Here is a 23138-nt window from a genome sequence, read left to right on the forward strand (position 1 = left end):
GCATCTCAGTGATCGTCAATGGCCATGTGGCTCGAACGCTCATGCGCGGGGAGATCGACGATGCCGAAGAGCTCCACCATCTTCTTCAAATGTACCAGGCTGGCGTATCGCAAGGGCTGCCCGCATGACCGAACTGATCGCGCCCAATGTCGTCGCCGCGTCGACCCGATCCGATCGTCGCCGCAAGCTTCTGCAGAATCTGCTGCGGGGCGAGCGGCCCTACATGCTCTACATCGCCTTCGTGATCCTGCTCGTCGTATTCAGCCTGTCCTCACCCTGGTTCCTGTCGGTCGACAATTTTCTGAACATTGGACGCCAGACGACGCTGGTATCGATCATTGCGGTGGGCATGACCTTCGTCATCGTCGCGCGTCAGATCGATCTTTCAGTCGCATCGACATTGGCGCTATCAGGCATGGCGGCCGCGCTCGCGATGAGCCAAATCAACAACAGCTGGGTTGTAGGGGCGGTCGCCGGGCTTGGCACCGGCGCGCTTATCGGGCTGCTCAATGGCATCCTGACCACGCAGCTTTCGATCCCGTCCTTCCTGGTGACGCTCGGCTCGTTGAGCATGGCCCGGGGACTGGCGATGATGGTCACCAACACCAAGCCCGTGATCATCACCAACGAGACCTATTTTGCAATCTTCGGCGAAGGCACGTTCCTCGGCATACCGGTGCCGATCGCCTGGACGCTGGTCGCGACGATCCTCGGCATCCTGCTGCTGCACTACAACGTGTTCGGCCGTCGTATCTACGCGGTCGGCGGCAACCCGACGGCAGCGCTCTACTCCGGCATCAACACCAAATGGGTGACGACCGCAGCCTTTGTCCTGACTGGCACGCTGGCCGGCCTCGCGGCGTTGGTGCTGTCGGCGCGTTCACATGCTGCGCGGCCAGATGTCGTCCAGGGAATGGAGCTCGACGTCATCGCCGCGGTGATCCTCGGTGGCTGCAGCCTGTTCGGGGGGCGTGGCTACATCCTGGGAACGCTGTTCGGCAGCCTGATGATCGGCACGCTCAACAATGGCCTTGTGCTGCTCGGTGTGAGCTCGCCGATGCAGCTCGTGATCAAGGGCGCGATCATCGTTGCCGCGGTCGCTTTCACGAAACGCTAGAGCATGATCCGGAAAAGTGTGCAGCGGTTTTCCGAAAAGATCATGCTCAAACGACAACCTAAAGTGCGATGACGATTCATCCTAATCTCATCGCGCTTTAGTCAGATTAAGGCGCAGCGCATGAGCACAGGATCATTGCGCTGCTTGGGTGGGGGCAAGGCTGCCGGCCCTCCAGTGAATCGGTGGCCAAAATGGAGGAAGCAATGATGCCAATCTTACGACGAACCTTGCCGCTGACCGCGCTGATCGCAGCGACAGCCGTCTCGTTCGCCCCCTCGGCCCGCGCCGAAGTGCCTGCGACCTGCGTCAAGGGCGTCGATCTCGCGACGCTTGGACCGAAATCGATCGTCGGCCAGGGACCCCACGGCGAGAAGGCGGCTTCGCCCGAGGTGCTCGCGCTCTCGGAGGCTGACGCTGCGAAGGTCAAGGAGAAGCACTTCAAGGTCGGCATTTCCATGCAGACGGTCAACCTTGACTGGTCGCAGCTCCAGATCCAGGGCATCACCGATACGTTGAAGAAGTACGGAGTAACGGTGACGGGGGTTGCGTCCGCCGAATATCAGGTGGACAAGCAGATCGCCGACATCGAGAACACCATCCAGCAGCATCCGGACGGCATTATCTCGATCCCGGTCGATTTCACGGCGACCGCACCGACCTATAAGAAGATCGCCAAGGCCGGCATCAAGCTGGTCTTGATGGACAGCATTCCGACCGGCCTGAAGCACCCAGAAGAGTATGCCTCGATGGTCTCTGCGGACAGCCAGGGCAACGGCCAGATCGCGGCACAGATCCTTGCATCCTGTGTTACGCAGGGCGGCACCATCGGTCTCGTCAATTTCGGCGTCGACTATTTCAGCACCAACGAGCGCACCAAGGGGGTTCGGGAATGGATGAAGGCGAACCGTCCAGACATAAAAATGAAGCAGGTCGATTTCACGGATCCGCCGAAAGTCTCGCAGATCGCGGGCGACTTCCTCACCGGCAATCCCGATGTAAAGGGACTGTTCGCTGTCTGGGATCAGCCGGCGCTGGATACGCTGAGTTCGATGCGGGCGCAGAGCATCGACATTCCCGTCACCACGGTCGATCTCGGCCTGCAATCAGCGATCGAGATCGCCAAGGGTGGTCCGTTGAAGGCCACCGGCTCGCAGCGCCCCTATGATCAGGGCGTGGCGGAAGCGATGGCAATGATGAACGCGCTGCTCGGCAAGGAAACGCCGGGTTGGATCGGTGTGCAGTCGCTGCCGGTGACGCAGTCGAACGTGCTCGAATCCTATCGGACGGTTTTCAAGAAGGAGCCGCCGCAGGAACTGACCGACGCCTGCAACAAGGCGAAGCCCGCCTGCAATTGAGCGATCGGGATGCGTGGTCACAGGAGGCCGCGCATCGCCAGGCAGACTTGGTCCGGGCGAACCAGCCCCCGTCCGGATCAGGCTGCGCTGGTGACGTATTCCACGGGAAGGCTGCGGAAATGCTTGCGCATGTCTGACGACGCTGAGCCGCCGACAATGATCCGTGAAAACGCGCTGATATCGGAAAAGAAGGCCGGCTTGAGGCTGCCGAGCTTGCTGGCATCGACGACCAGGATGCTCTCCATAGCGGTCGCGATCACAGTCTGCTTGATCGCGACTTCATGAAAGTTGGAGCAGCTGGTGCCGCGGGTCCAGTGTACGCCACCGGCGGATATGAACGCCTTGTTGATTCCGAGCCGTCGCAGGTAGGACAGGCCGTCGTCCGACGCAAATGACTGCGATGATGGGTGGTAGAGCCCGCCCATCAGCATCACCTGCGTGGCCGGCCGCCGCGTGACGATCGTGGCCACATTCAGCGAATAGCAGATAATCGAGAGTGGCAGATCTTCGGGCAGGCAGTCCGCCAGCGATTGCATCGTGGTGCCGCAGTCGATGAAGATCGTGTCGCCTTCATTGATTGCGGCGGCAGCGGACCGGCAGGCGAGGCGCTTGTCCTGGGTATGCTGGTCGATCTCCTGCTCGAACGCATACTTGATTCCGGTCGGCGAGGCCGCGTTGACGACGTAGCCGCCAAGCAAAGCGAGCGCAGCCTCCGGCCCGGCGAGGTCGCGTCGAACCGTCATCTCGGAAACCTTGAGGAGCCCGGCCGCGTCCTTCAGATGCAGCGCGCCGCTCGTCTCGACGGCGCGGCGCAGTCTCTGCAAACGCTGGACGCGCGTCTCGCTTGATCGTGCGTTCGCTGTTTCAGCCATTTTGGTCACCGAGCTTGCTTATCCGGTTGACAATGATCTTACAATGTTGTGAGTTTGCCAACGTGGAAATGTTAGAATTATAACACGCGGCCTGTTCGAGGTTAGCGGAACATCCCAGCGATGCCGTCCGTCGCCCATGCGGCAAACCCCGGGCAGCCAGGACCAGGGAGGATCACATGCTTCGATCAGCTCATTCAATCTATCTGGCGATCTCGTCGATTCGCTAGGACTGCACGGGCGCGTCGATGAAGCAGAGCGTCTTGATACAGGATGCGTCCGCTGTACCCGTGCAGCCCCATGCCCGAGGCGAGGGGCATGCGCACTCCGTCTCGCGCAACAGCGGCCACGCGCTCGAGATGGATTGGGTCGACGAGATCAGGATCAACCTATCGGCTGCCGAACGGCGTGTCGCGAGCTTGCCGGGCCGGCGAACGGTCAAGAAGGACGCGCAGGCCGCGTGGCTTCTGAAGGCGATCACGTGCATCGACCTGACGACGCTCAACGGCGACGATACGACCGAGCGGGTGAAGCGCCTCTGCGCCAAGGCCAAGGCCCCCGTGCGCGGCGACCTCCTCGCGGCGCTCGGCTTCGCCGCGCGCGAACTGCACACTGGCGCGATCTGCGTCTATCATCGCTTCGTTGCGGCTGCCGTCGAAGCGCTCGACGGATCCGATATCCCGGTCGCTGCGGTCTCCACCGGATTTCCTGCAGGTCTCGTGCCCCACGACCTGAAGCTCAAGGAGATCGAGGCATCCGTCCGGGACGGCGCGCGGGAGATCGACATCGTCATCACCCGTGAGCATGTGCTGACCGGCGATTGGCGGGCCGTCTACGCGGAGGTTCGCGATTTTCGCGCCGCTTGCGGCGACGCGCATCTGAAGACGATCCTTGCAACGGGCGATCTCAAGACGCTGCGCAATGTCGCAAAGGCGTCGATGGTTTGCATGATGGCCGGAGCGGACTTCATCAAGACATCCACCGGCAAGGAAGGCGTGAATGCCACGCTGCCGGTGACGCTCGCGATGCTGCGGATGATCCGTGTGTATCAGGAGCGCACGGGGCACAGGATCGGCTTCAAGCCGGCCGGAGGAATTTCGACGGCAAAGGACGTGCTCAACTATCAGTTCCTGATGAAGGAGGAGTTGGGGCGCGACTGGCTCGAGCCGGATCTGTTCCGCATCGGTGCTTCGAGCCTGCTCGCCGACATCGAGCGGCAGCTCGAGCATCACGTCACCGGTCGCTACTCGGCCTTCAACCGCCACCCCGTGGGATGAGACCCAGCGATGAGCGTCGCAGACTATTTCGAGACGATGGAGTACGGTCCCGCGCCCGAGGCAGACGGCGAGGCGCGCGCCTGGCTGACGCGGCATGAAGCCTCGTTCGGGCATTTCATCAACGGCAAATTCGTCGCGCCACTTTCGGGCCAGCATCTCACGACGATCGAGCCTGCCGTCGGCAAGGCGCTGGCCCGGATTGCGCAAGGCTCTTCTGCCGATGTGGAGGCGGCGGTCAACGCCGCGCGCACTGCGCAGTTGCCATGGGCAAAGCTCGGCGGTCACGGCCGGGCGCGCCATCTCTATGCGTTGGCGCGCATGTTGCAACGTCATGCCCGGTTGTTTGCCGTGCTCGAGGCGATCGACAATGGCAAGCCGATCCGGGAAACCCGGGATCTCGATGTGCCGCTCGCCGCGCGCCATTTCCTGCATCATGCTGGCTGGGCCCAGTTGCAGGAGCGCGAATTCGCCGACCAGGTTCCGATCGGTGTGATCGGCCAGATCATTCCGTGGAATTTTCCGCTACTGATGCTGGCCTGGAAGATCGCGCCCGCACTGGCTGCGGGCAACACGGTGGTGCTGAAGCCGGCAGAGTTTACCTCGCTTACGGCCTTGCTGTTCGCCGAGCTTGCGGCCGAGGCCGGTCTGCCGCCGGGCGTGTTGAACGTGGTGACCGGCGACGGTACGACTGGCGCTTTGCTCGTCGAGAGCCCCGGCGTCGACAAGATTGCCTTCACGGGTTCGACCGAGGTCGGGCGGCTGATCCGCCAATCGACCGCAGGCTCCGGCAAATCCCTGACACTCGAGCTCGGTGGCAAATCGCCATTCATCGTCTTCGACGATGCTGACATCGACGGTGCCGTGGAAGGCGTGGTCGATGCCATCTGGTTCAATCAGGGGCAGGTCTGCTGTGCCGGCTCGCGCCTGCTCTTGCAGGAGGGGATCGCGGAGACCTTCCGCAAGCGACTTGTCCGTCGCATGGAGACGCTTCGCGTCGGCATGCCGCTCGACAAGGCGATCGACATGGGCGCGGTGGTGGCGCCAGTCCAGCTCGAGCGGATCAAACTACTGGTCGAGACCGGGGTGAGGGAGGGCGCAGAGAAATATCAGGCGTCCGCCGCGATGCCCACGGAGGGATGTTTCTATCCGCCGACCCTGCTCTGGAACGTACATCCATCGTCGACGGTTGCGATGGAGGAGATCTTTGGCCCGGTTCTCGTGGCGATGACGTTCCGCACGCCGGACGAAGCTGTGATGCTCGCCAACAATACACGCTACGGCCTTGCCGCCAGCGTGTGGAGCGAAACGATCGGGTTGGCGCTGGACATCGCGCCGAAACTGCTGGCCGGCGTTGTCTGGGTCAACGCGACCAACCTGTTCGACGCAAGCGTCGGATTCGGTGGCTATCGCGAGTCCGGCTTCGGCCGCGAGGGTGGCCGTGAAGGCATGTATGAGTACCTCAAGCCGAAGGTATGGAGCGGGCGCAAGGCGAGGACCAAGGCATCGCCGCTGCCCGCTGCTTCCGACGCCGGCGCCGGATTTGGCGTGCCGCCGATCGATCGAACGGCCAAACTTTTCGTCGGTGGCAAGCAGGTGCGTCCCGACGGAAACTATTCGCGTGCTGTGCTGTCGCTAAACGGCCGGCATCTGGGCGAGGCGGGCGAAGGCAACCGCAAGGATATCCGCAATGCCGTGGCCGCGGCGCGCTCAGCCGAGTCGTGGACAAGGGCAACAGCGCACAATCGGGCTCAAATTCTGTACTATCTTGCCGAGAACCTGTCGGCACGCGACGACGAGTTTGCCCGACGCATCTCCGACATGACGGGGATATCAAGTACAAAGGCGCGCGCGGAAGTCGATGCGAGCATCGAGCGGCTGTTCAGCTATGGCGCCTGGGCCGACAAATTCGAGGGGACTGTCCATGCACCGCCGCTGCGTGGTGTGGCGCTCGCGATGCACGAGCCGATCGGCGTGGTTGGTGTTGCCTGTCCCGATGAGGCGCCGCTGCTTGCCTTCGTCAGTCTGGTCGCGCCGTTGGTAGCAATGGGTAACCGGGTCGTCGTTGTGCCGAGCGAGCGGCATCCGCTCGCCGCGACCGATTTCTATCAGGTGCTGGAGACGTCGGACGTGCCGGCGGGCGTCGTCAATATTGTCACGGGCGACCGCGACGGACTTGTGAAGGTTCTTGCCGAGCACGACGATGTCGACGCGGTCTGGGTTTTTGGATCGCAGGACGCCTCGACAGCAGCCGAACGGCTCTCGATCGGCAATCTCAAGCGCACGCTCGTCGATCATGGCCTCGCGCTCGATTGGTACGACAAGGCTGCCTGCGAAGGCCCGATCCTGCTGCGCCATGCCGTGCAGGTGAAGAACATATGGATCCCCTATGGAGACTAAGCGCCGCTTCTACGGCTGCTTCCTGTTCAGCAAGGGCGTTATCGGGTCGGACGCGGAGTGATGACATGAGCAAGAATGGTGTCGCAGTCCTTGGCGTTTTTGTCGTCGATCTGGCGTTCCGCGCCGGCAATATGCCTGCGATCGGCGAGACGATTGCCGGATCGGGATTTGCGATGGGACCCGGCGGCAAAGGATCGAACCAGGCCGTGGCGGCGGCGCGCGCCGGCGCCAGCGTGAGCTTCATCTCCCGGATTGGTAGCGACGCCTTCGGCGAGCTTGCGATCAAGACGTGGGAGGCCGAGGGAATCAAGCCGTGCGTGGCCAGGACCACGGAGGCGCCAACCGGCGCCGCGTTCATTTATGTCCACGAGACGCGCGGTGACAACGCGATCATCGTGGTGCCTGGAGCGGCCGGCGGCATCAGCCCGGTCGATGTCGACAAAGCGGCTGACGCTATCCGCGCCAGCCGCGTGTTCGTTACGCAGCTTGAACAGCCGGTGGATGCGGCGCGGCGAGGGCTCGAGATCGCGCGCGGCGCGGGAAGCATCACAGTGTTCAACCCAGCGCCTGCGATCAAGTTTGACAGCAGCCTGTTTGCTCTGTGCGACTACGTCGTCCCCAACGAAACCGAGGCTGAGGCGTTGACCGGAATTGCCGTGAGCGACCTTGCGGGCGCTCGCCGTGCTGGAGATGTGCTGCTGGCCAAGGGAGCCGGAACAGCGCTGATCACGCTCGGCGAACGCGGGGCGCTATTTCACGCGCCGGACCGCTCGCTGCACGTGCCGCCCTTTACCGCGGGCAACGTGGTCGAGACCACGGGCGCGGGCGATGCATTCGTCGGCGGTTTCGCGGCGGCGCTCGCGGACGGTGCGGATCCGCTCCAGGCCGCACGATTCGGCTCGGCGACGGCGGGGATTTCGGTGACGCGGGCCGGGACTGCGCCTGCCATGCCGCGACGTGCGGAGATCGAAGCATTGTTGGCGGGGTGATCTCCTCCATGATGCCCGCCGGTTTCATGGCGGCGGGCTCGCTATGTCCTAAGAGCGTCGACCGCGTGGGCGATGAGAATGCTCAAGCTGAGTACCATCAGGCAAACAATTGCGGCTTGAAATAACATCGGAGTGGTTTCTGTGGGGCCAAGGGTGAGCCGCTCATAAGCCTTCACATTTCGCCAGCATTTGGCCGCGGGAGCGGCGCCTTGGTGTTCATGTCGTTACAAGTCTGCAAGGTTTGAACGCTGGCCGGTCATTGCTGGCCTAATAATTTCGGTTGAGCTCATGATGCCAATACGCACAAGCATCGCCAAATTAGAGCAACACGCAACCCTTTCAAGCGGTCAGCCACTCCTGATTCGAGCAATCCCATAGGGCTGAAGTTCAAAGCCTCCCACCTTGCGGATGTAGGTGCGGCCGCTGTCGAGCCAGACGGGATCGCGCACGGCCGCTTCAAAGCTTCCTTGGTCGAGGACATCCAGACTGGCAGGGCCATCGAAGCCCTTGACCTTCAGGCGCTGAGTCTCGCTCGACAGGTTGGCAAGCCAAAGCACTTGCCCGGCCTTGTTGCGATGGGCAAGAGCGGAAAGCTTTGAAGGCGCAGACGAATCCGTATCGATGCGCCTTGCGCTGCTCGCAGGGGCAAGACCTGCAATCACATGGTAGACAGGGAGCAGTCGGCCGGCGCCGCCATCGAACCACGGTTGGGCATGGGCCAATTTGCGATAGATCATCCCTTGCGGGCCGGTGGCAGAGCCGAGGGCCACTGCGTCGACACCGGCTCTCGCGGCCGCCGACAGATAGCCAAGACTCCATGCGGCGGCGAAGAGCCCGCGCTGGCGCGGATCAATATCGGAGAGGCAGACCCGCCTATTGTCGGGGTTTGGCGCAACCGCTGCGCCATAGGGGTTGTCACGACATGGAATACTGGTCGGGCCAATGTGATAGGGCAGTTTGCCGATCATGGCGCGTGCTGAAGCGAAGATCCACGGAAGAGTCTCAAGCGTCTCCATGACGGAGATGTCGTCAGGCGCATGGACAATGGGACATCCGGTATGTGTGATGAAGTCAAACACGCCCTGAGGGGCGGGCTTGCGGTTCAATTCGGTGAAATAGGAAAGCATTCCACCACCAAGCATGGCATCGGGGAAGGAGGTTCGCGCTGCCGTCGCCATTTCCTCGTAGGTGGGGCCCCAGGGCCTCGGTGTGTTGGGCTGAAACGATTTGAGATCGTGCATCTGGGTGACAACTACGGACGCAGGTGTGAGCCCCGCGGCATTCACTGCGCTCGCGATCGCAGCCACTTCCTTATCGGCCGGCTCTCTGGCTGGCAGAATGATCTCAAGTGTGACGGGAGATCCCGTTTGCCTTGAAAGATCGCGGTAACAGGCGGCGGCTTCTTCCTGTCCTCGCCGGCGTCCGTCGATCTGACATACGAGTGATTGAGGCTTTGCCGCAGCGATCAGGTCCACGGCCTCGAGCGCGGCCGCGGCTTCCTCCATCGGCACGCCGAGGCCGATTTGCGGAATACGGCCCTTCGCGCCCGCAAGAGTTATCGTCGTATCGGCAGCGGAGGTCCTCGGTCTCGATTTCGGCGGTTTGCCTGAGATGGTGAGCGTGATTGACTGGCTGAAGCTCTTGCCTTTCTCCAGCGTGTACGGCCAGGGATCGAGCAGGGAGCACACATAGGTCTTGTAGGAAGCATCCATCCAGTTTCGATGGTCCTCCATCTCGAACTTGTTTCCCTCCATAAGAACGGTCATTGCAACGCCGGACAGCGGCTCGTGCTTAAGCGAGCGGATTTCAAAGATGGGCTGACCGGGGCTGATGAACTTCGGGAATTTGCGCCTCTCTTTCTTCCCATCCGTGTGCACGACTTCGACCGGGCGCCCCACCGTTCCCGCGAGCGGATGCAGCACCACAAACCCTGTGCGATTAGTGAGGAAGTCGGAAAGGGGCGTTCCTTCGGCCGAGAACTTCAGTGTCCCATTGCTGTTTGCGTCGATCTTGGCGGAATATCGGATCGCCTGATTTTGGTCCTTGCAAACGGCCTGATAGGTGATGGCAAACCCATCCTTGTTTTGGTGGACTTTCAGGTCTTCGATCGCCGGAGCATACGTGCCCCAGTCCTTGTCCCGCGCGATATAGGAAATTCCTCGCAAGATCTCGTCACCGTAATAGCGGATGTAGCGTAAGGCGCCGCTGTCGAACACAGCCGAGATGGGACCTGCGGTCAATTCGCGACGTTTGCCTTCGGGAGCTTCGGTTCCGAAGAGCTTGATTGCGCGGCTCGGCTTCCTCTGGGCCATGACGGCTCCCTCAAATGACCTTGTCAGTTTGTGGATCGATCAGAACGGCGCGGTTCATATCGATGTCGATACTGACCTGTTCGCCCGGCGCCGTGACCTCGTGAGCCGCAAATTCGGCGGTGATGCTGATGCCCCCGAGCGGCATGCTAACCTGCACCCGCGAGCCCGTCGGTTGGACGAGCTCTATAGTCGATGGCAACTGCACGTGACCTGGCGCAGCATTCGCGCTAGCCTTGGCGATGTGCTGGGGCCTGAGTCCCAAAATGGCTTGGCCGTTTGGCGCCTTTCGTCCGGTAGGCAGGGTCAGCTTGGTTCCGTCGCGAAGGGTCACCTCTCCGGTCTCGATCGTGGCCGGAAGGAAGTTCATCTTCGGGCTGCCGAGGAAGCCGGCCACGAAGCGCGTTGCCGGCCGCTCAAACAAATCGAGCGGCGTGCCGAGCTGTTCAATCTTGCCGTCGCGCAGCAGCGCGATGCGGTCAGCAAGCGTCATCGCCTCGATCTGGTCGTGGGTCACGTAGATGATGGTACGGCCGAGCTCCTGATGGAGCCGCTTGATTTCGACCCGCATGTCGTCGCGAAGCTGGGCATCGAGATTGCTCAGCGGTTCATCGAATAGAAAGAGCAGCGCGTCGCGCACGATCGCGCGGCCGATCGCGACGCGCTGGCGTTGGCCGCCAGAAAGCTCACGTGGAAATCGCTGGAGAAGTTGTGCAATGCCGAGCAAGTCGGCGGCACGCTTCACACGTTTGTCGATCTGGGGGGATGCAACTTTCCTCGCTCGCAAGCCAAATGCAATGTTTTCATAGACGTTGAGATAGGGATAGAGCGCGTAATTCTGAAACACCATCGCGATGTCGCGATCGCGTGGGCGTGCCCACGTCACATCCTTTCCGCCGATTTCAACTTTGCCGGCGCTCGCCTCCTCGAGGCCTGCGATAGTGCGAAGCAAGGTTGATTTGCCGCATCCCGACGGGCCTACCAGGACTGTGAATTCGCCCGAGGGCACCTCAAGATCGATTCCCTTGACGGCGTGGTATGTGCCGTAGTGCTTGTGGAGTCCGGTAATCTTCAGGTCCGACACGAGTTAACCCTTGACTGCGCCCATGGATATGCCGCGGACGAGATAGCGCTGCAGCGTTGCGACGGTGATGAATACGGGAATGGTCCCGAGCACCGACATCGCGGCGATCTTGGACCAGAAGTTCGACTGGCCTCCAAAGTAATGCGTGACCTGGACCGTGTAGGTCGTGACCTCGGTGCGCGTGAGAACCAGTGAAAACAGAAAGTCGTTCCAGGAAAAGACGAAGGTGAAGACGGCGGTGGCGAACAGCCCGGAGCGCGCCATCGGAAATACCACCTTCCACAGGACCTCCCAGCGGCTGCAGCCGTCGATGAGAGCGCTCTCTTCGAGCTCTAGTGGAATGTCCTCGATATAGCCCCGCATCATCCAGATCACATAGGGCAGGCCAAACGCGGTATAGAGGATGATGAGCCCGATATAGGTATCGACCCAGCCGAGCCAGACATAGAATAGGAAGACCGGAAATGCGATGGCCACGGGGGGCATCATGCGTTGCGAGATGATCCACACGGCGAGGTTCTCGCCGCCTGTCTTGAAACGTGCCAGTGAGTAGGCGGCGATAGTGCCGAAGATCATGGCAAAGAAGGTCGATACCGAAGCAAGTACCAGACTGTTGCCGACCGTTTTGGCATCGCCATCCTTGAACAGCACCGCATAATTGTTGAACTGGATGCTCTTGGGGTACCACACTGGTGGGAAAGCGAAGATCTCGCCTGGCGTCTTGAACGAAATCGCAAACAGCCAGTATATCGGAAAGACAAAGATAACGACGAGGAACGTCGCGATGAGATAGCGCCAGACCAGCTTCGTTTCCTTGCGACGATGAAACGGCAAGCCTTTCATTTTGCCAATCCCATGCGTCGAATGGCCCAGGTCACGATGACGGTGAGAAGCGCGATGACCAGAAACGCGATCGCCGCCGTGTAGCTCGACTCGAACTGCCTGAAGCCCTGAACGTAGGTATAGACCGAGATCGTCTCGGTCATTGTGCCGGGACCGCCCGCCGTGAGCGCCCAAATGATGTCGAAGATGCGAAAGAGGTCGAGGCCACGAATCAGAATGGCGATCGACATGACCGGAAAGATTGCGGGAAGGACCACATAGCGGAAGCTGCGCCAGAACCGCGCTCCGTCAATCTCCGCGGCCTCGGTCAACGAGCGATCGACATTCGAAAGGGCGGCAAGCAAGATCAGGAACATGAACGGCGTCCACTGCCAGATCTCACAGAAGATGATGGCGGGATAGACGAGGCTAGGATTGACCGTCCAAAGAGCCGGCACGGGGTGACCAGCGAACCAGCCGATGATCTGGTTGATCGGGCCATAACGGTTGTCGAACAGGAGCCGCCATGTGGCGCCGGCGACGATCGGCGAGATGATTGCCGGTAGCACCAGTAGCGAAACGAAAAGCTGCCGTCCGGGCATGTGGTCGAGGAACAGATAGGCCATGGCGAGGCCGAGGAGCAGTTCGATAGGAAGGGCTATGACCATGACAAGCACGGTGTGGAGGAGTGACTGCCATAGTCTCGCGTCATGAAAGAGCTGAACGTAGTTCACCAGTCCGGCAAAGGATGTGTCAGTCTCCAGCATGGTGACGCGCATGAAGCTGACCACCAGCGAGAAGATCAGTGGAAACAGGCCGATCAACAACAGCAGAAAGATGGCCGGCGAAATCAGCCAGTATCTGAAGTTGCGGTCGGGATGGGCGATGGCGGCCATGGCTGAAGTCGGGATACGTTCCGCTTTGGTCTCGTGCCGTCGTCGACAGCGGGCGGAGCCTCTCCCGCTGGAAGGCGGGAGAGGAGAGGAGAGCGGCATGCCTACATTTTCGGATAGGCGCCGGACTCGGCGGCCCAGGCCGCATAGACCATCTTCTGCTTGTCGACGCCGATTTTCTGGGTGATCTCGTCCCACTGGGTTGCCGCTGCATTGAGGATCGTCTTCGGATCGTCGCCCGCCCAGAGCTTTGAGATCGCCTGGCGCATGACCTCCTCATATTTATCGGTTTGTAGCAGCGACAGATCGAGAAGGCCCGTCTGCGATGCCTGTTTCAAGGCTGCCAGATAGTCCTTGGCGTTTGGCCACAGAGCGAGATAGCCAGGATCCGCATAGTGCGAGTCGCGGAACGGATCGCGTAGCGTATAGGGAAGCTGAACGCGCTGACGGCTCACATCTTCGCTGTTGAGCCATTGGATGAACAGATAGGCTGCATCCTTGTTCTTCGAGGTGGACGAAATCGACAAGGCAAAGCCGGCGGCGAGCTCGGGGTGTCCTCCCGGTGGCAAGGCATAGCCTACTTTGCCAGCTATGGTGGTTTTTGGGACCCAGTTGAGTGCCTCTTGGTCCGTACCATATCCCTCGGCCCAGCGCCCGTAGGGTGGCCAGGAAATCGTCATGGCCGACTGGCCTTGCAGGAAAGTCGCGAGATTCTCAACGAAGCCGAACTGCTCCACGCCGGGCGGCATGAATTTGTTCTCGTTGCGCATGGCAGTGAAGACTTTGACGCCAACATCAGAGTTGATCGTGGCCTTCATGGTGTCGGCATCGAAGAACTTGCCGCCCTCATTGCGGAAGCGTTCCTCGAACATGTACATGGCGTAAGGAGGCTGTCGGAAGAAGGAGGCGCCGTAGATACCTTTGTCCTTTAGGATGTCCGTAAGACCAGCTCCGACGACATCGAAATCCGCCCATGTCTTCGGCACCGCGAGGTCCTTGCCTGTCTTCTCCTTGAAAGCCTTCTGTACGGCTGGATCCTCGAAGAGGTCGCGCCGATAGTACATCAGGAACACGTCGCCATCGTCGGGGAAGCCGTAGATCTTGCCGCTCACTTTCATCTGGTTGTCGCGGTAGGTCGGCGCAATCGTCTGCAGCTCGGAGGCGTAACCGTATTTCTCGACATAGGGGTCAAGCACCTCAAGCGCCCCGGCTTGGGCAAGATCGGGCATCCAGGCAGGTATGACGTTGAGCGCGTCATAGGCGCCGGCTCCCGACTTGTAGTCCTGCATGATCTTGGTGAACATCTCGGCAGTTGCGACCTCGATCACCTTCACATCGATTCCGGTCAGCTCTTTCCACTTCGGACCTGAGAAGTGAGTGGGATCGAGCGACTGAAGTCCTGCCTCCCAGACGATCGTGATCGTACGTCCCTTGTATTGCTGGGCGGCCTTGACGGCGGTGTCGGCAGCCGAGGCGGCCCATGCCGGTCGTCCCATTGTCGCGACGAGGCCGGCGCCCAGACTGATCTTTCCGAAATCACGTCTATTGATCATCGTGTCCTCCCGTTCCTTGATTGACATTTCAAATGTCCCTCGCTCGTTTGCGGCGAGGAATTCTCAATTCTCAAATTGGCGGCGGTACTCCTCTAGTTTGCGCTGGAAATTCGGTTTCTCGAGTACCGCGCGATTGACGATACCGCGCGGGATTCGCCCTTGCTGAATGTCGAGCACAGCCCTGATATCGGCTGCACCATTTCCGGCGAAACACTGATCGGTCCAGCAAAGTGCATGAGGTGTCACGATGATGTTGTCGAGCGCGAACAGTGGATCGGACGGATCGGTCGGTTCCTGCTCGAATACATCGAGGGCCGCACCGGCAATCCGCCTGCTATTGAGGACGTCTGTGAGCGCTTTTTGATCGACGATTGGTCCGCGTGCGGTATTGATGAAGAAGGCGGTATTCTTCATCAGGGCGAGACGGTCGGCGTTCACGAGGTGGCGCGTCTCGGCCGTCAGTGGACAGTTCACCGTAACGATGTCGGCACGGGCGAACAAATCGTCGAGACCGACGAGCTCGACTCCCAGCGCGGCGGCCAGCTTGGTATCCGCAAGTGGGTCGTGCGCGATGAACCTCATGTCGAACGGCTTGGCGAGCCGGAACAACTCGGCCCCAATATTGCCGATGCCGATCGAACCCAGCACCTTGCCGACCAGGCCAAAGCCCATATGTCCGCCACGCGCGGCAAAACCCGGTGGCCCTTGTCGGGCAAGCCTGTCCTTGACCATCAGCTTTCCGGTGAGTGCCAGAATGAAGGTCATGATCGACACAGCGACAGGGCGGCGTACGCCGTCCGGCGTGATCGCCAACGCAATGTCCGCGGCGGTACAGGTTGGCACATCCACGGTGTCATAGCCGACGCCGAAGCGGGCTATGATGCTGAGCCTGCCGTTTTTGGGGGCGCTCCCGGGCGCAAAGCGGTGAGCCAGCAGGATGAGTGCGTCGAAGTCTTCAAGATCGCTGCTGCGCAGAGGGTTGGCGTCATCCAAATACGTCATTTCCACACCGCGGGCCTCCAGCAGAGGCTTCAGATCGAAATCGGGGTAGACGGCGGAGCCGTCGGCCTTCCTGAAATCGCCTGAAAGGGCAACACGGAATGGCGCGTTCATGGCATGCATCCCTTCCGCAAGGTGGTGATTGCGGCCGTCAGCGCATCCCGGAGCACCCAAACGTCGCCAGAATAGCAGCAAAAATCGAAGCCCTGCTTGTAGAGCGCTATGCCGACCTCGGTCGTCGGTACCAGGCGGCCCAGTGCCTTCTTGTGCTTCTTGGCGGCCGCAATCGTCTGCTCGACCGCCTTCAGAAATTTCGGATGGTCGAACTGGCCGGGGATGCCAAGCGATACTGACAAGTCGAAATGGCCGATCCACAGGCAGTCGACGCCATCGACAGCAGCAATCCCGTCGGCATTTTCGGCGCCTTCAGCGGTCTCGATCTGGCAGAACAGCGTTGTCCGCTCGTTGGCAGCCGCAAGCTTCTCGGGCACCGGGCCTTGCCCATAGGCATCATGCGCAATACTCAAGGCAACGCCACGTCGCCCATCCGGATAGTATTTCATGCAATTGACGACGGCCTCCGCTTCTGCGGCAGTACTGACCATCGGGATCATGATTCCTTCCGCGCCCGCGTCGCAGGCGCGCGCGATATGGTGATATTCCTTTGATGGCACGCGGACGATGGCCGGCAACCCTGCGGCTTCAAAGTAGCGCGCAGAACTCTTGACGGTTTCGAAGCCGAAGCCCGAATGCTCCAGGTCGAAAAGCGCGAAATCGCAGCCCGCTTGTTTGAGGATATGGCCGATTCCCGGAGTGGCAAACTCGACGATGAAATGACCAAGCTTGGCCTCTGGCGTGCGGGTCATTTGCTTGAGTCCGGCACGAGCCATTGTTCATCCTCCCGTTTGGTCTGTTGTTCGATCCCTTGAAGTGGAGATCAAACCCAGTCGACGTTCTTGTTCATGATCAGGTCGGCGCTAGTCCTGTCGACAAACCATTCATTTGCCCGCCCTCCGGACCTTCCAGTAGAGCTTGCCAACCTGATCGAGGTGCGAGCGCATGCGGGCGTCGGCAAGTTCCGGATCGTGTGCCTTGATCGCTTCGAAGATCGCGACATGCGCGTCGAAGGCGACCCGGTTCTGGCTGGGATAGCTGAGCGTCACACGTCTCTGGTCGACGAGCCAATCGATGATGGCTCGGTGCATGACCACATAGATGGGATTCTTGGGGATCGTAGCGATCGCGTAGTGAAATGTGATATCCGAGTCCTCAAAGCGTTGGACGTCGCCAATGGACTTGTAGTTCGCGTCAAGCGCATCGCTCAGGTAGCGGATATCTTTTGCTGTGGCGTTGCGTGCAGCATCACGTGCCAGGCCGGTCTCAAAGAGGGCGCGCGCATCCTGGAAATGACGGATGCCGTTGTCATCGGAGAGCAGATATTTTGCACTGCTCGACAGCGACGTCATAACGACTTCAGCACTCGGCGCTGTGACCCGTGCCCGCGACCCCGCCCGAAGATCAACGAGCCCCGTGCGCTGCAGATGAAACAGTGCCTCGCGGATGGCTGTCCGGCCAACGCCAAACTCCGCCATGAGCTGACGTTCTGATGGCAGCTCGGCGCCGGCCACCAATTCCCGATCGCGTATCCTCTGCTCGAGGATATCGACGACCTGCTCAAAGAGACGCGATCGTTTGAGCTGAGGGGACATTGGTATACCTAGTATACCAGGGTACGCTAGGTCCTGCTGATGCCACTGTCAATAAGCGCCATGATGGACGGGACGTAAGGTGGTCTTGGCTGACGTCCACCTACGGAAGATTATAACTTAGGGCCTCTTTGCCCTGCTCTCCGGAAACGACGCGTCTTAAGCGGCATAAAAATCGAGAGGACACGCTCATGCAGTGGCTCAAGGAAACCTTTCATGTCGACAAACCGATCATCGCCATGTGCCACTTGCAGGCATTGCCCGGCGATCCCGGATACGATGCGGCCGGCGGCATGAGCAGAGTGGTCGAAATGGCCCTTGCCGATCTCGACCACCTTCAGAACGGCGGTGCCGACGCTGTAATGTTTTCCAACGAGTTCAGCCTGCCTTATCTGACCAAGGTGCGTCCCGAAACCACCGTGGCGATGGCACGCGTCATCGGTGAGCTCATGCGCTTCATCAAGGTACCGTTTGGCGTCAACGTCTTGTGGGATCCCATTGCCTCGATCGATCTTGCGGCCGCCACCGGAGCAAGCTTCATCCGTGAGATCATGAGCGGGGTCTACGCCAGCGATTTCGGGCTGTGGAATACCAATGTCGGTGAAATAGCGCGCCACAAGGCAAGGCTGGCCCCGAAGCTCAGGCTTCTGTTCAACATCGTGCCCGAAGCCGCTGCCTATCTGGGCAATCGCTCGATTGCGGATATCGCCCGCTCGACCGCCTTCAACAACCGGCCCGACGCCATCTGCGTGTCCGGCCTCACCGCTGGCGCCGAAACAGACACCCAGGTCCTTTCCACGGTCAAAGCGGCCGTGCCGGGCACAGCCGTGCTTTGCAACACGGGTTGCCGGATCGACAATATCGAACGCCAGCTCGCCGTTTCGGACGGGGCAGTCGTGGGATCGACATTCAAAGTCGACGGCATCTTCGAAAATCCGGTCGATCCAGCGCGTGTTCAGGCCTTCATGGACAAGGTCAAAGCGATCCGCTCTGCCTTGCCCGCGGTCGCATAAGAAATGTCGCCGGGTCCGGCAGCCCACGGCGCCGGCTCGATCCAGATCTGATGAACAGCAAAGGTCCGGTACCGGACCAGATTGGACCAAAGTGACGATTGACCAACGCAGCCTCACTCGCATCGAGGCATGGACCAAAGAGCTCTGCCTGATACCTGGTCTTTCCGGCTACGAAGATCCGGTAAGCGACTACATCCGGGCCGCCTTTATCGACCCCCGCGTCGAGAGCCACGGCGATGCGTTCGGGAATTTGACCCTCACGGTGAAGGGGACAGACTCCGCAGCTCCATCGGTGATGGTCTTCGCCCACACCGATCAGCTTGGCCTCTTGGTACGACGGATTGAAGCGAACGGTTTCGTTCGGGTGGAACGGCTCGGGGGCGTGCCCGAACGGGTGCTGCCGGGCTTGCGATTGGTGATCATGAGCAAGCATGGCAGGCAGATCCCCTGCGTCGTCGGCATCAAGGCGCACCATGCCACGCCGCAAGACGAAAAGGGCCAGGTGCTCGGCTATGACAAGCTCTTCCTCGATCTCGGCGCCAGATCGGCAGAAGAGGTGCGCGCCCTCGGCGTCGACATCGGTGCGCCAGTCACCTACTGGCCCGCTTTCGAACGATTGGCCGGCACACGCGTGTCCGGAACGGCAATCGACGACCGTGCCGGTTGTGCCGCGCTGATGGACCTTGTGCAAAGGCTTTTGGATGAACCGGTTCCAGCTACGCTGCATGCGGTTTTTTCGGTGCAAGAGGAGTTCAACCTGCGCGGCGCCATGCTTGCGGCCGGGCGTCTCAGGCCAGATGCGGCCATTTCGATCGACATCATGGTCGCCTCCGATACGCCTGATCTCGCGGAGCGCGGCGAACTGCAGCTTGGCGGCGGTCCGGCGCTTGGCCTCTACAGCTTCCACGGGCGCGGCACGCTCAATGGTACGCTTGCCCATCCTGCGCTCCTCAATCATCTTGTGGAGACAGCTAGCCGCGTCGGCATGCCCATCCAGCGCAGCGCTCATACCGGCTGCCTCACGGATTCCTCCTACGTTCAGCTCGTGGGCGAAGGAATTCCCTCCATCGATATTGGCTATCCGACACGCTACACGCATGCGCCGATCGAAACCTGCGACCTTGCCGATCTTGAACAGATAGCGGCACTGCTTGCACTGGCTCTGCGCGATATGAAAGCAGGCTTCTCCTTCAAACGGAGGAGATATTCATGCGGCACCTCCTAGGCATCGATATTGGCAGTTATTCCAGCAAAGGCGTCCTGCTTGATGAGTCCGGTACTATTCGGGCAACAGCGCAGCGCAAGCACGACATGCGAGTGCCGGGGCCAGGACTCGCTGAACATGACGCCCTGCAGGATTGGTGGGATGGCTTTCGCGCGCTGAGCCAGCGCCTGATCCTGGACAGTGGGATCAATCCGGCTGCGGTTGCCGCGGTCGGGTGCAGCGGGATTGGCCCCTGTGCGCTGCCTGTGACTGAAGCCGGTAAGCCCCTACGCCCAGCGATCCTGTATGGCGTAGATACACGCGCCGAAGCCGAAATCGAAGAGCTCAATGCTGAACTCGGCGCACCGGCCGTGCTGGCCCGAACCGGCAATCCGCTGACGACACAGTCTGTCGGTCCGAAGGTCCGATGGCTTGCAAAGCATGAGCCTGACACTTTCCGCAAAACTGGGCGGATCGTCGGCTGTCCTACCTTTATCGTTCACCGATTGACAGGACGGTGGGTCGTCGATCACTACGGCGCGTCCTGCTACACGCCGTTCTATGACCTTGCCGCCAAAGGTTGGCATGACGAGACGATCGAACGGATTTGCCCGGTCGACTGGCTACCTCAAATCGCCTGGACAACGGAGATTGTCGGCCATGTGAGCACTGAAGCCGCAGCGGAAACTGGGCTCGCCGCTGGCACGGCTGTGATCGCTGGCACCATCGATGCGGCAAGCGAAGCGATCAGCGTCGGCGTGCAAAAGCCGGGTGACTTGATGATCATGTACGGCACTACGGCCTTCTTCATCCAGGTCAATGCCGAACTCGTCGTCGACCCCCGTTTCTGGGCTGCGCCGTTTCTGTTCGAGAACACCTGGAGTGTCATGGGCGGTCTTGCGACTGGTGGCGGTCTAACCCAGTGGTTTCGCAAGGAAATGACTGGACTCTCCGACGAGGATGCATCCTTCCAGACGCTGATGGAAGAGGCGCTCAAAAGCCCGCCGGGCGCCAACGGCATTTTGATGCTTCCGTATTTCAGTGGTGAGCGAACACCAATCAACGATCCGCAAGCCAAGGGACTGATCTTCGGCCTGACGCTCGCGCACCACCGCGGCGATGTCTATCGTGCGCTGATCGAGGGAATTGGCCACGCAACCCGGCATAATCTCGACAGCTTTGCCGAAATGCAGCCGGCTCGAAGTATTTATGCGACCGGAGGCGGCGTACAGAATCCTCTGTGGACACAATGCGTCAGCGACATTGCAGGCATACGTCAGAACGTGCGCCGGCACACGGTGGGTGCGGCGCTCGGATCTGCCTTTCTCGCAGGAATAGGCAGCGGGATCTTCGTGCCGGAGGATATCGATCGCATTAACCCGATTGTGTCGCAAATCGCACCGAATGAGGCCAACCGCAACCGCTACGAGGTCGATCATGCCGCTTTCAAAGCGCTTTACGTCAACAACAGAGGCATGATGCGACGGTCCACGGCAAGCTAGTCGATGGGACCGGAGGCAGCTGGCGTGGCTATCACGAGCGTGGCCGATCGTTTCAAGGACGCGCAACCAGCAATGGCTGCACGTTTTCGCCACCTGCCATCAGGGGATTCGACGGCTCGAAATGCTCACGCAGCTCTCGCCTCCTGACGAGCGCGCGCGCACTGGCAAATGCATCTTTCAGACTTTCGGCTCGACGGAGCGCGACGTTGAAGAAGGCGTCACCGAAATAAGTCCACTTCGCCTTGTCCTCACAGCCGAACGACGGATGATCGGCGTCGGCCGCTGTAATGACCAAGACATCGGGATTCGCGAGACGAGGGATGAAGACTCCAGAGTAGCAGGCTGAGATAATTACCACCTTGTGGCGCACGCCGGTCTTTCCAAGCATCTCGGCGAGACGGGATGGCGTAAGCGTTTGCCCAAGCCGCCCAGCCTTGATTGCAAGGCCGTCGGGCGAGCCATGCGAAGTGAGAATCAAGAACAACACGTCTTTCTGGGCGTCCAGGCGGCCGGCCGCGACCTGCAACGACCTGGCCAGCGTTTCGACAGTAGCGCTGCCACCTTTCTTCGAATTGTACTGCACCTCGATCGGGCCAACTTCGAAACGATCGGCGACGACCTGGGCTGCACCGGTCGCCTCGCTTCGAAACACGTCTTGATCGCCGAAAAGGCCAAAGGACACCACGCCGACCTTGTGGGCACCCTCGATGGCGTGCGCGGTCGAAACCGACAGCGTGACGACCAAGGCAAAAGCAACGAGCAGCGCGCCAAGCGGCCAACGGCGCTGAAACGACGTGGGTTTTCGCATGTACCACCAAAATCTGCGGTCTAGAGTGACGGTCAAGTCGCGAACGATGATGTAGCGCGATGCTTAGGCGCACCGCAGCAAGAAACACATTCCGGAGTTGCCTTTCGTTGGAGTTTTTGGTTGCAACCGACAAGGTATAGTCGGTTCGATGCTGTGCATCGCACTCACAAAAAATGAGCGGCACGTTGGATTTGCGATGTGCTCTGCGTTGAAACCCGTCAGTCGCAGGGCGGCTGCAGATTGAGCTGCCGCAGAAGGGGGGCGAGCCCATCTGAACTGCAGTTTTTCACTTCGGTCACCTGCTTTGGCTTTTCGATCGGACGTGTCTGTGGCCTCTTGGCCTCAGCGGTACCGCGGTTTTGGATCTTGTTTCTAGAAGCCGTCGGATCGTGCCAGTGACGAGGAATAAACTCAGGCAGCTTTCGATCCACCTTGGGTTCGGCGGCCAGCGGCGGAGCAGCAGCGATTTGGGGTGTCGGTACCGCCGGCTCATCCGCCTCGACAGTGACATTCTGACCGATTGCTTCGGTGTGGACCGGAAGCCGATCGCTTTTATTACCGCTGACCACCGGAAAATCCGACGCCATGCCAACTTTGGTAGCGGGTGCGGGCGCACGGCTGGGGCCGAGCGGGGAAACCACGCCAACCACGCATATGATGCAAACGGCAATAATCCTGATCATGCCGGTTTGTCCCGAGCGTCGCACGACTTAAGCGTTGCGTCGGAATCAGCCTAGAATAAGACTAAACGCTCCTCGCAATGGAGCGCCCCACATTGCGGGCGTCGTGGCCGTGCCGAACTTGCTGGTGGCGGCCTGCTGAAATCTATCGAGTGTTGCAGCCAAGCAATTCCCAAAATCACATTGTTGCCCCAATATAGACACTGGCCGGTCAGGATTCGACCAGCGGAGACTGGCTAGGCCCGGCACACGTTTCGGCGGGGGCAGTGTGCCGGGCCGCCGATATGGGCAAATTGTGGCGGGCAAATTCGATGAAATCCATCGGACGGCTGCGTTGGGCGGTAGATAACGACCGCAAGGACCTCGCAAACCATGAGGCAAGCGAACGTTCGCATCGCGAGAGCGACGGTGAACAGGAGTCATTGGCCGAGCGCATTCTGAAAAATCTCGCGCTGATCCGTGCGCATGAGGCCAAGACAGACTAGAAGCGCTGGGCCCGCGGCGTTGGCCGTCGATAAGGCTTTGGTCCGATCGCTCCCATTCGCGCATGGAACCGGCCGC

General features: G+C 60.4%; 20 protein-coding genes. 9 read left to right on the plus strand and 11 right to left on the minus strand.

The window, feature by feature from the left end:
* Window positions 1-124 precede the first annotated feature (124 nt).
* Entirely contained in the window at window positions 125-1117 is a 993-nt protein-coding gene (locus SO180_RS28765) for an ABC transporter permease (RefSeq protein ID WP_449382203.1), read from the plus strand.
* A 203-nt stretch (window positions 1118-1320) separates the two neighbouring features.
* Window positions 1321-2472 carry a substrate-binding domain-containing protein gene (locus SO180_RS28770; protein ID WP_449382204.1) on the plus strand — a complete coding sequence of 384 codons (1152 nt, stop codon included), beginning with the start codon at window positions 1321-1323 and terminating at the stop codon, window positions 2470-2472.
* 77 nt (window positions 2473-2549) lie between these two features.
* Here the strand turns inward: SO180_RS28770 and SO180_RS28775 are convergent, their stop codons facing one another.
* Complete coding sequence (locus SO180_RS28775; RefSeq protein ID WP_449382205.1) at window positions 2550-3344, minus strand: DeoR/GlpR family DNA-binding transcription regulator; 795 nt, start codon at window positions 3342-3344, stop codon at window positions 2550-2552.
* 356 nt (window positions 3345-3700) lie between these two features.
* On the opposite strand from SO180_RS28775, the gene deoC reads away from it, so the two are divergent.
* From deoC to rbsK, 3 genes are all read left to right on the plus strand, one after another.
* A complete protein-coding gene (gene deoC, locus SO180_RS28780; protein WP_449382250.1) occupies window positions 3701-4618 on the plus strand; it encodes a deoxyribose-phosphate aldolase in 918 nt (305 codons plus the stop codon).
* Between the two features lie 9 nt (window positions 4619-4627).
* On the plus strand, window positions 4628-7015 hold the full coding sequence (locus SO180_RS28785) for an aldehyde dehydrogenase family protein (RefSeq protein ID WP_449382206.1): 2388 nt from the start codon (window positions 4628-4630) through the stop codon (window positions 7013-7015).
* A gap of 65 nt (window positions 7016-7080) precedes the next feature.
* Window positions 7081-8004 (plus strand): ribokinase, encoded by a 924-nt coding sequence (gene rbsK / locus SO180_RS28790; protein ID WP_449382207.1) that lies wholly within the window; start codon window positions 7081-7083, stop codon window positions 8002-8004.
* Between the two features lie 347 nt (window positions 8005-8351).
* On the opposite strand, the gene SO180_RS28795 is transcribed toward rbsK, so the two are convergent.
* The 8 genes from SO180_RS28795 to nanR form a co-directional block, all read right to left on the minus strand.
* Complete coding sequence (locus SO180_RS28795; RefSeq protein WP_449382208.1) at window positions 8352-10316, minus strand: D-apionate lactonase family protein; 1965 nt, start codon at window positions 10314-10316, stop codon at window positions 8352-8354.
* Window positions 10317-10326: 10 nt separating this feature from the next.
* Window positions 10327-11397, minus strand: coding sequence for an ABC transporter ATP-binding protein (locus SO180_RS28800; protein ID WP_449382209.1), 1071 nt, complete (start codon window positions 11395-11397; stop codon window positions 10327-10329).
* A gap of 3 nt (window positions 11398-11400) precedes the next feature.
* Window positions 11401-12240: a carbohydrate ABC transporter permease gene (locus SO180_RS28805; RefSeq protein ID WP_449382210.1), complete on the minus strand. Its 840-nt coding sequence runs from the start codon at window positions 12238-12240 to the stop codon at window positions 11401-11403.
* On the minus strand, window positions 12237-13115 hold the full coding sequence (locus tag SO180_RS28810; RefSeq protein WP_449382211.1) for a carbohydrate ABC transporter permease: 879 nt from the start codon (window positions 13113-13115) through the stop codon (window positions 12237-12239). The genes SO180_RS28805 and SO180_RS28810 overlap by 4 nt, the downstream gene beginning before the upstream one ends.
* Window positions 13116-13216: 101 nt before the next feature.
* On the minus strand, window positions 13217-14665 hold the full coding sequence (locus SO180_RS28815) for an extracellular solute-binding protein (RefSeq protein WP_449382212.1): 1449 nt from the start codon (window positions 14663-14665) through the stop codon (window positions 13217-13219).
* A 63-nt stretch (window positions 14666-14728) separates the two neighbouring features.
* Complete coding sequence (locus SO180_RS28820; RefSeq protein WP_449382213.1) at window positions 14729-15778, minus strand: NAD(P)-dependent oxidoreductase; 1050 nt, start codon at window positions 15776-15778, stop codon at window positions 14729-14731.
* On the minus strand, window positions 15775-16554 hold the full coding sequence (locus tag SO180_RS28825; protein ID WP_449382214.1) for an HpcH/HpaI aldolase family protein: 780 nt from the start codon (window positions 16552-16554) through the stop codon (window positions 15775-15777). Before SO180_RS28825 ends, SO180_RS28820 begins: the two co-directional genes overlap by 4 nt.
* Before the next feature lie 108 nt (window positions 16555-16662).
* Entirely contained in the window at window positions 16663-17373 is a 711-nt protein-coding gene (gene nanR, locus SO180_RS28830; protein ID WP_449382215.1) for a transcriptional regulator NanR, read from the minus strand.
* A gap of 188 nt (window positions 17374-17561) precedes the next feature.
* Here nanR and SO180_RS28835 point away from each other — a divergent pair, with 188 nt between their 5' ends.
* The 3 genes from SO180_RS28835 (at window position 17562) to SO180_RS28845 (ending at window position 21089) form a co-directional block, all read left to right on the plus strand.
* Window positions 17562-18383: a BtpA family protein gene (locus SO180_RS28835; RefSeq protein ID WP_449382216.1), complete on the plus strand. Its 822-nt coding sequence runs from the start codon at window positions 17562-17564 to the stop codon at window positions 18381-18383.
* Window positions 18384-18474: 91 nt separating this feature from the next.
* Window positions 18475-19608 (plus strand): M42 family metallopeptidase, encoded by a 1134-nt coding sequence (locus tag SO180_RS28840; RefSeq protein ID WP_449382217.1) that lies wholly within the window; start codon window positions 18475-18477, stop codon window positions 19606-19608.
* Window positions 19593-21089: an FGGY-family carbohydrate kinase gene (locus SO180_RS28845; RefSeq protein WP_449382218.1), complete on the plus strand. Its 1497-nt coding sequence runs from the start codon at window positions 19593-19595 to the stop codon at window positions 21087-21089. Before SO180_RS28840 ends, SO180_RS28845 begins: the two co-directional genes overlap by 16 nt.
* A 52-nt stretch (window positions 21090-21141) precedes the next feature.
* On the opposite strand, the gene SO180_RS28850 is transcribed toward SO180_RS28845, so the two are convergent.
* Both SO180_RS28850 and SO180_RS28855 read right to left on the minus strand, forming a co-directional pair.
* A complete protein-coding gene (locus SO180_RS28850) occupies window positions 21142-21834 on the minus strand; it encodes a C13 family peptidase (RefSeq protein WP_449382219.1) in 693 nt (230 codons plus the stop codon).
* Window positions 21835-22115: 281 nt separating this feature from the next.
* Window positions 22116-22580: a hypothetical protein gene (locus SO180_RS28855; RefSeq protein ID WP_449382220.1), complete on the minus strand. Its 465-nt coding sequence runs from the start codon at window positions 22578-22580 to the stop codon at window positions 22116-22118.
* Between the two features lie 308 nt (window positions 22581-22888).
* On the opposite strand from SO180_RS28855, the gene SO180_RS28860 reads away from it, so the two are divergent.
* Entirely contained in the window at window positions 22889-23062 is a 174-nt protein-coding gene (locus tag SO180_RS28860) for a hypothetical protein (protein ID WP_449382221.1), read from the plus strand.
* Window positions 23063-23138 lie beyond the last annotated feature (76 nt).

It is taken from the genome of Bradyrhizobium sp. UFLA05-112, assembly GCF_053572325.1.

Excerpts from the sequence above, each read along its gene's own strand:
- SO180_RS28765 (WP_449382203.1), top strand. The coding sequence starts at position 125 with ATGACCGAACTGATCGCGCCCAATGTCGTCGCCGCGTCGACCCGATCC.
- SO180_RS28770 (WP_449382204.1), top strand. The coding sequence starts at position 1,321 with ATGATGCCAATCTTACGACGAACCTTGCCGCTGACCGCGCTGATCGCA.
- SO180_RS28775 (WP_449382205.1), bottom strand. The coding sequence starts at position 3,344 with ATGGCTGAAACAGCGAACGCACGATCAAGCGAGACGCGCGTCCAGCGT.
- deoC (WP_449382250.1), top strand. The coding sequence starts at position 3,701 with ATGGATTGGGTCGACGAGATCAGGATCAACCTATCGGCTGCCGAACGG.
- SO180_RS28785 (WP_449382206.1), top strand. The coding sequence starts at position 4,628 with ATGAGCGTCGCAGACTATTTCGAGACGATGGAGTACGGTCCCGCGCCC.
- rbsK (WP_449382207.1), top strand. The coding sequence starts at position 7,081 with ATGAGCAAGAATGGTGTCGCAGTCCTTGGCGTTTTTGTCGTCGATCTG.
- SO180_RS28795 (WP_449382208.1), bottom strand. The coding sequence starts at position 10,316 with ATGGCCCAGAGGAAGCCGAGCCGCGCAATCAAGCTCTTCGGAACCGAA.
- SO180_RS28805 (WP_449382210.1), bottom strand. The coding sequence starts at position 12,240 with ATGAAAGGCTTGCCGTTTCATCGTCGCAAGGAAACGAAGCTGGTCTGG.
- SO180_RS28810 (WP_449382211.1), bottom strand. The coding sequence starts at position 13,115 with ATGGCCGCCATCGCCCATCCCGACCGCAACTTCAGATACTGGCTGATT.
- SO180_RS28815 (WP_449382212.1), bottom strand. The coding sequence starts at position 14,665 with ATGATCAATAGACGTGATTTCGGAAAGATCAGTCTGGGCGCCGGCCTC.
- SO180_RS28820 (WP_449382213.1), bottom strand. The coding sequence starts at position 15,778 with ATGAACGCGCCATTCCGTGTTGCCCTTTCAGGCGATTTCAGGAAGGCC.
- SO180_RS28825 (WP_449382214.1), bottom strand. The coding sequence starts at position 16,554 with ATGGCTCGTGCCGGACTCAAGCAAATGACCCGCACGCCAGAGGCCAAG.
- nanR (WP_449382215.1), bottom strand. The coding sequence starts at position 17,373 with ATGTCCCCTCAGCTCAAACGATCGCGTCTCTTTGAGCAGGTCGTCGAT.
- SO180_RS28835 (WP_449382216.1), top strand. The coding sequence starts at position 17,562 with ATGCAGTGGCTCAAGGAAACCTTTCATGTCGACAAACCGATCATCGCC.
- SO180_RS28845 (WP_449382218.1), top strand. The coding sequence starts at position 19,593 with ATGCGGCACCTCCTAGGCATCGATATTGGCAGTTATTCCAGCAAAGGC.
- SO180_RS28855 (WP_449382220.1), bottom strand. The coding sequence starts at position 22,580 with ATGATCAGGATTATTGCCGTTTGCATCATATGCGTGGTTGGCGTGGTT.
- SO180_RS28860 (WP_449382221.1), top strand. The coding sequence starts at position 22,889 with ATGAAATCCATCGGACGGCTGCGTTGGGCGGTAGATAACGACCGCAAG.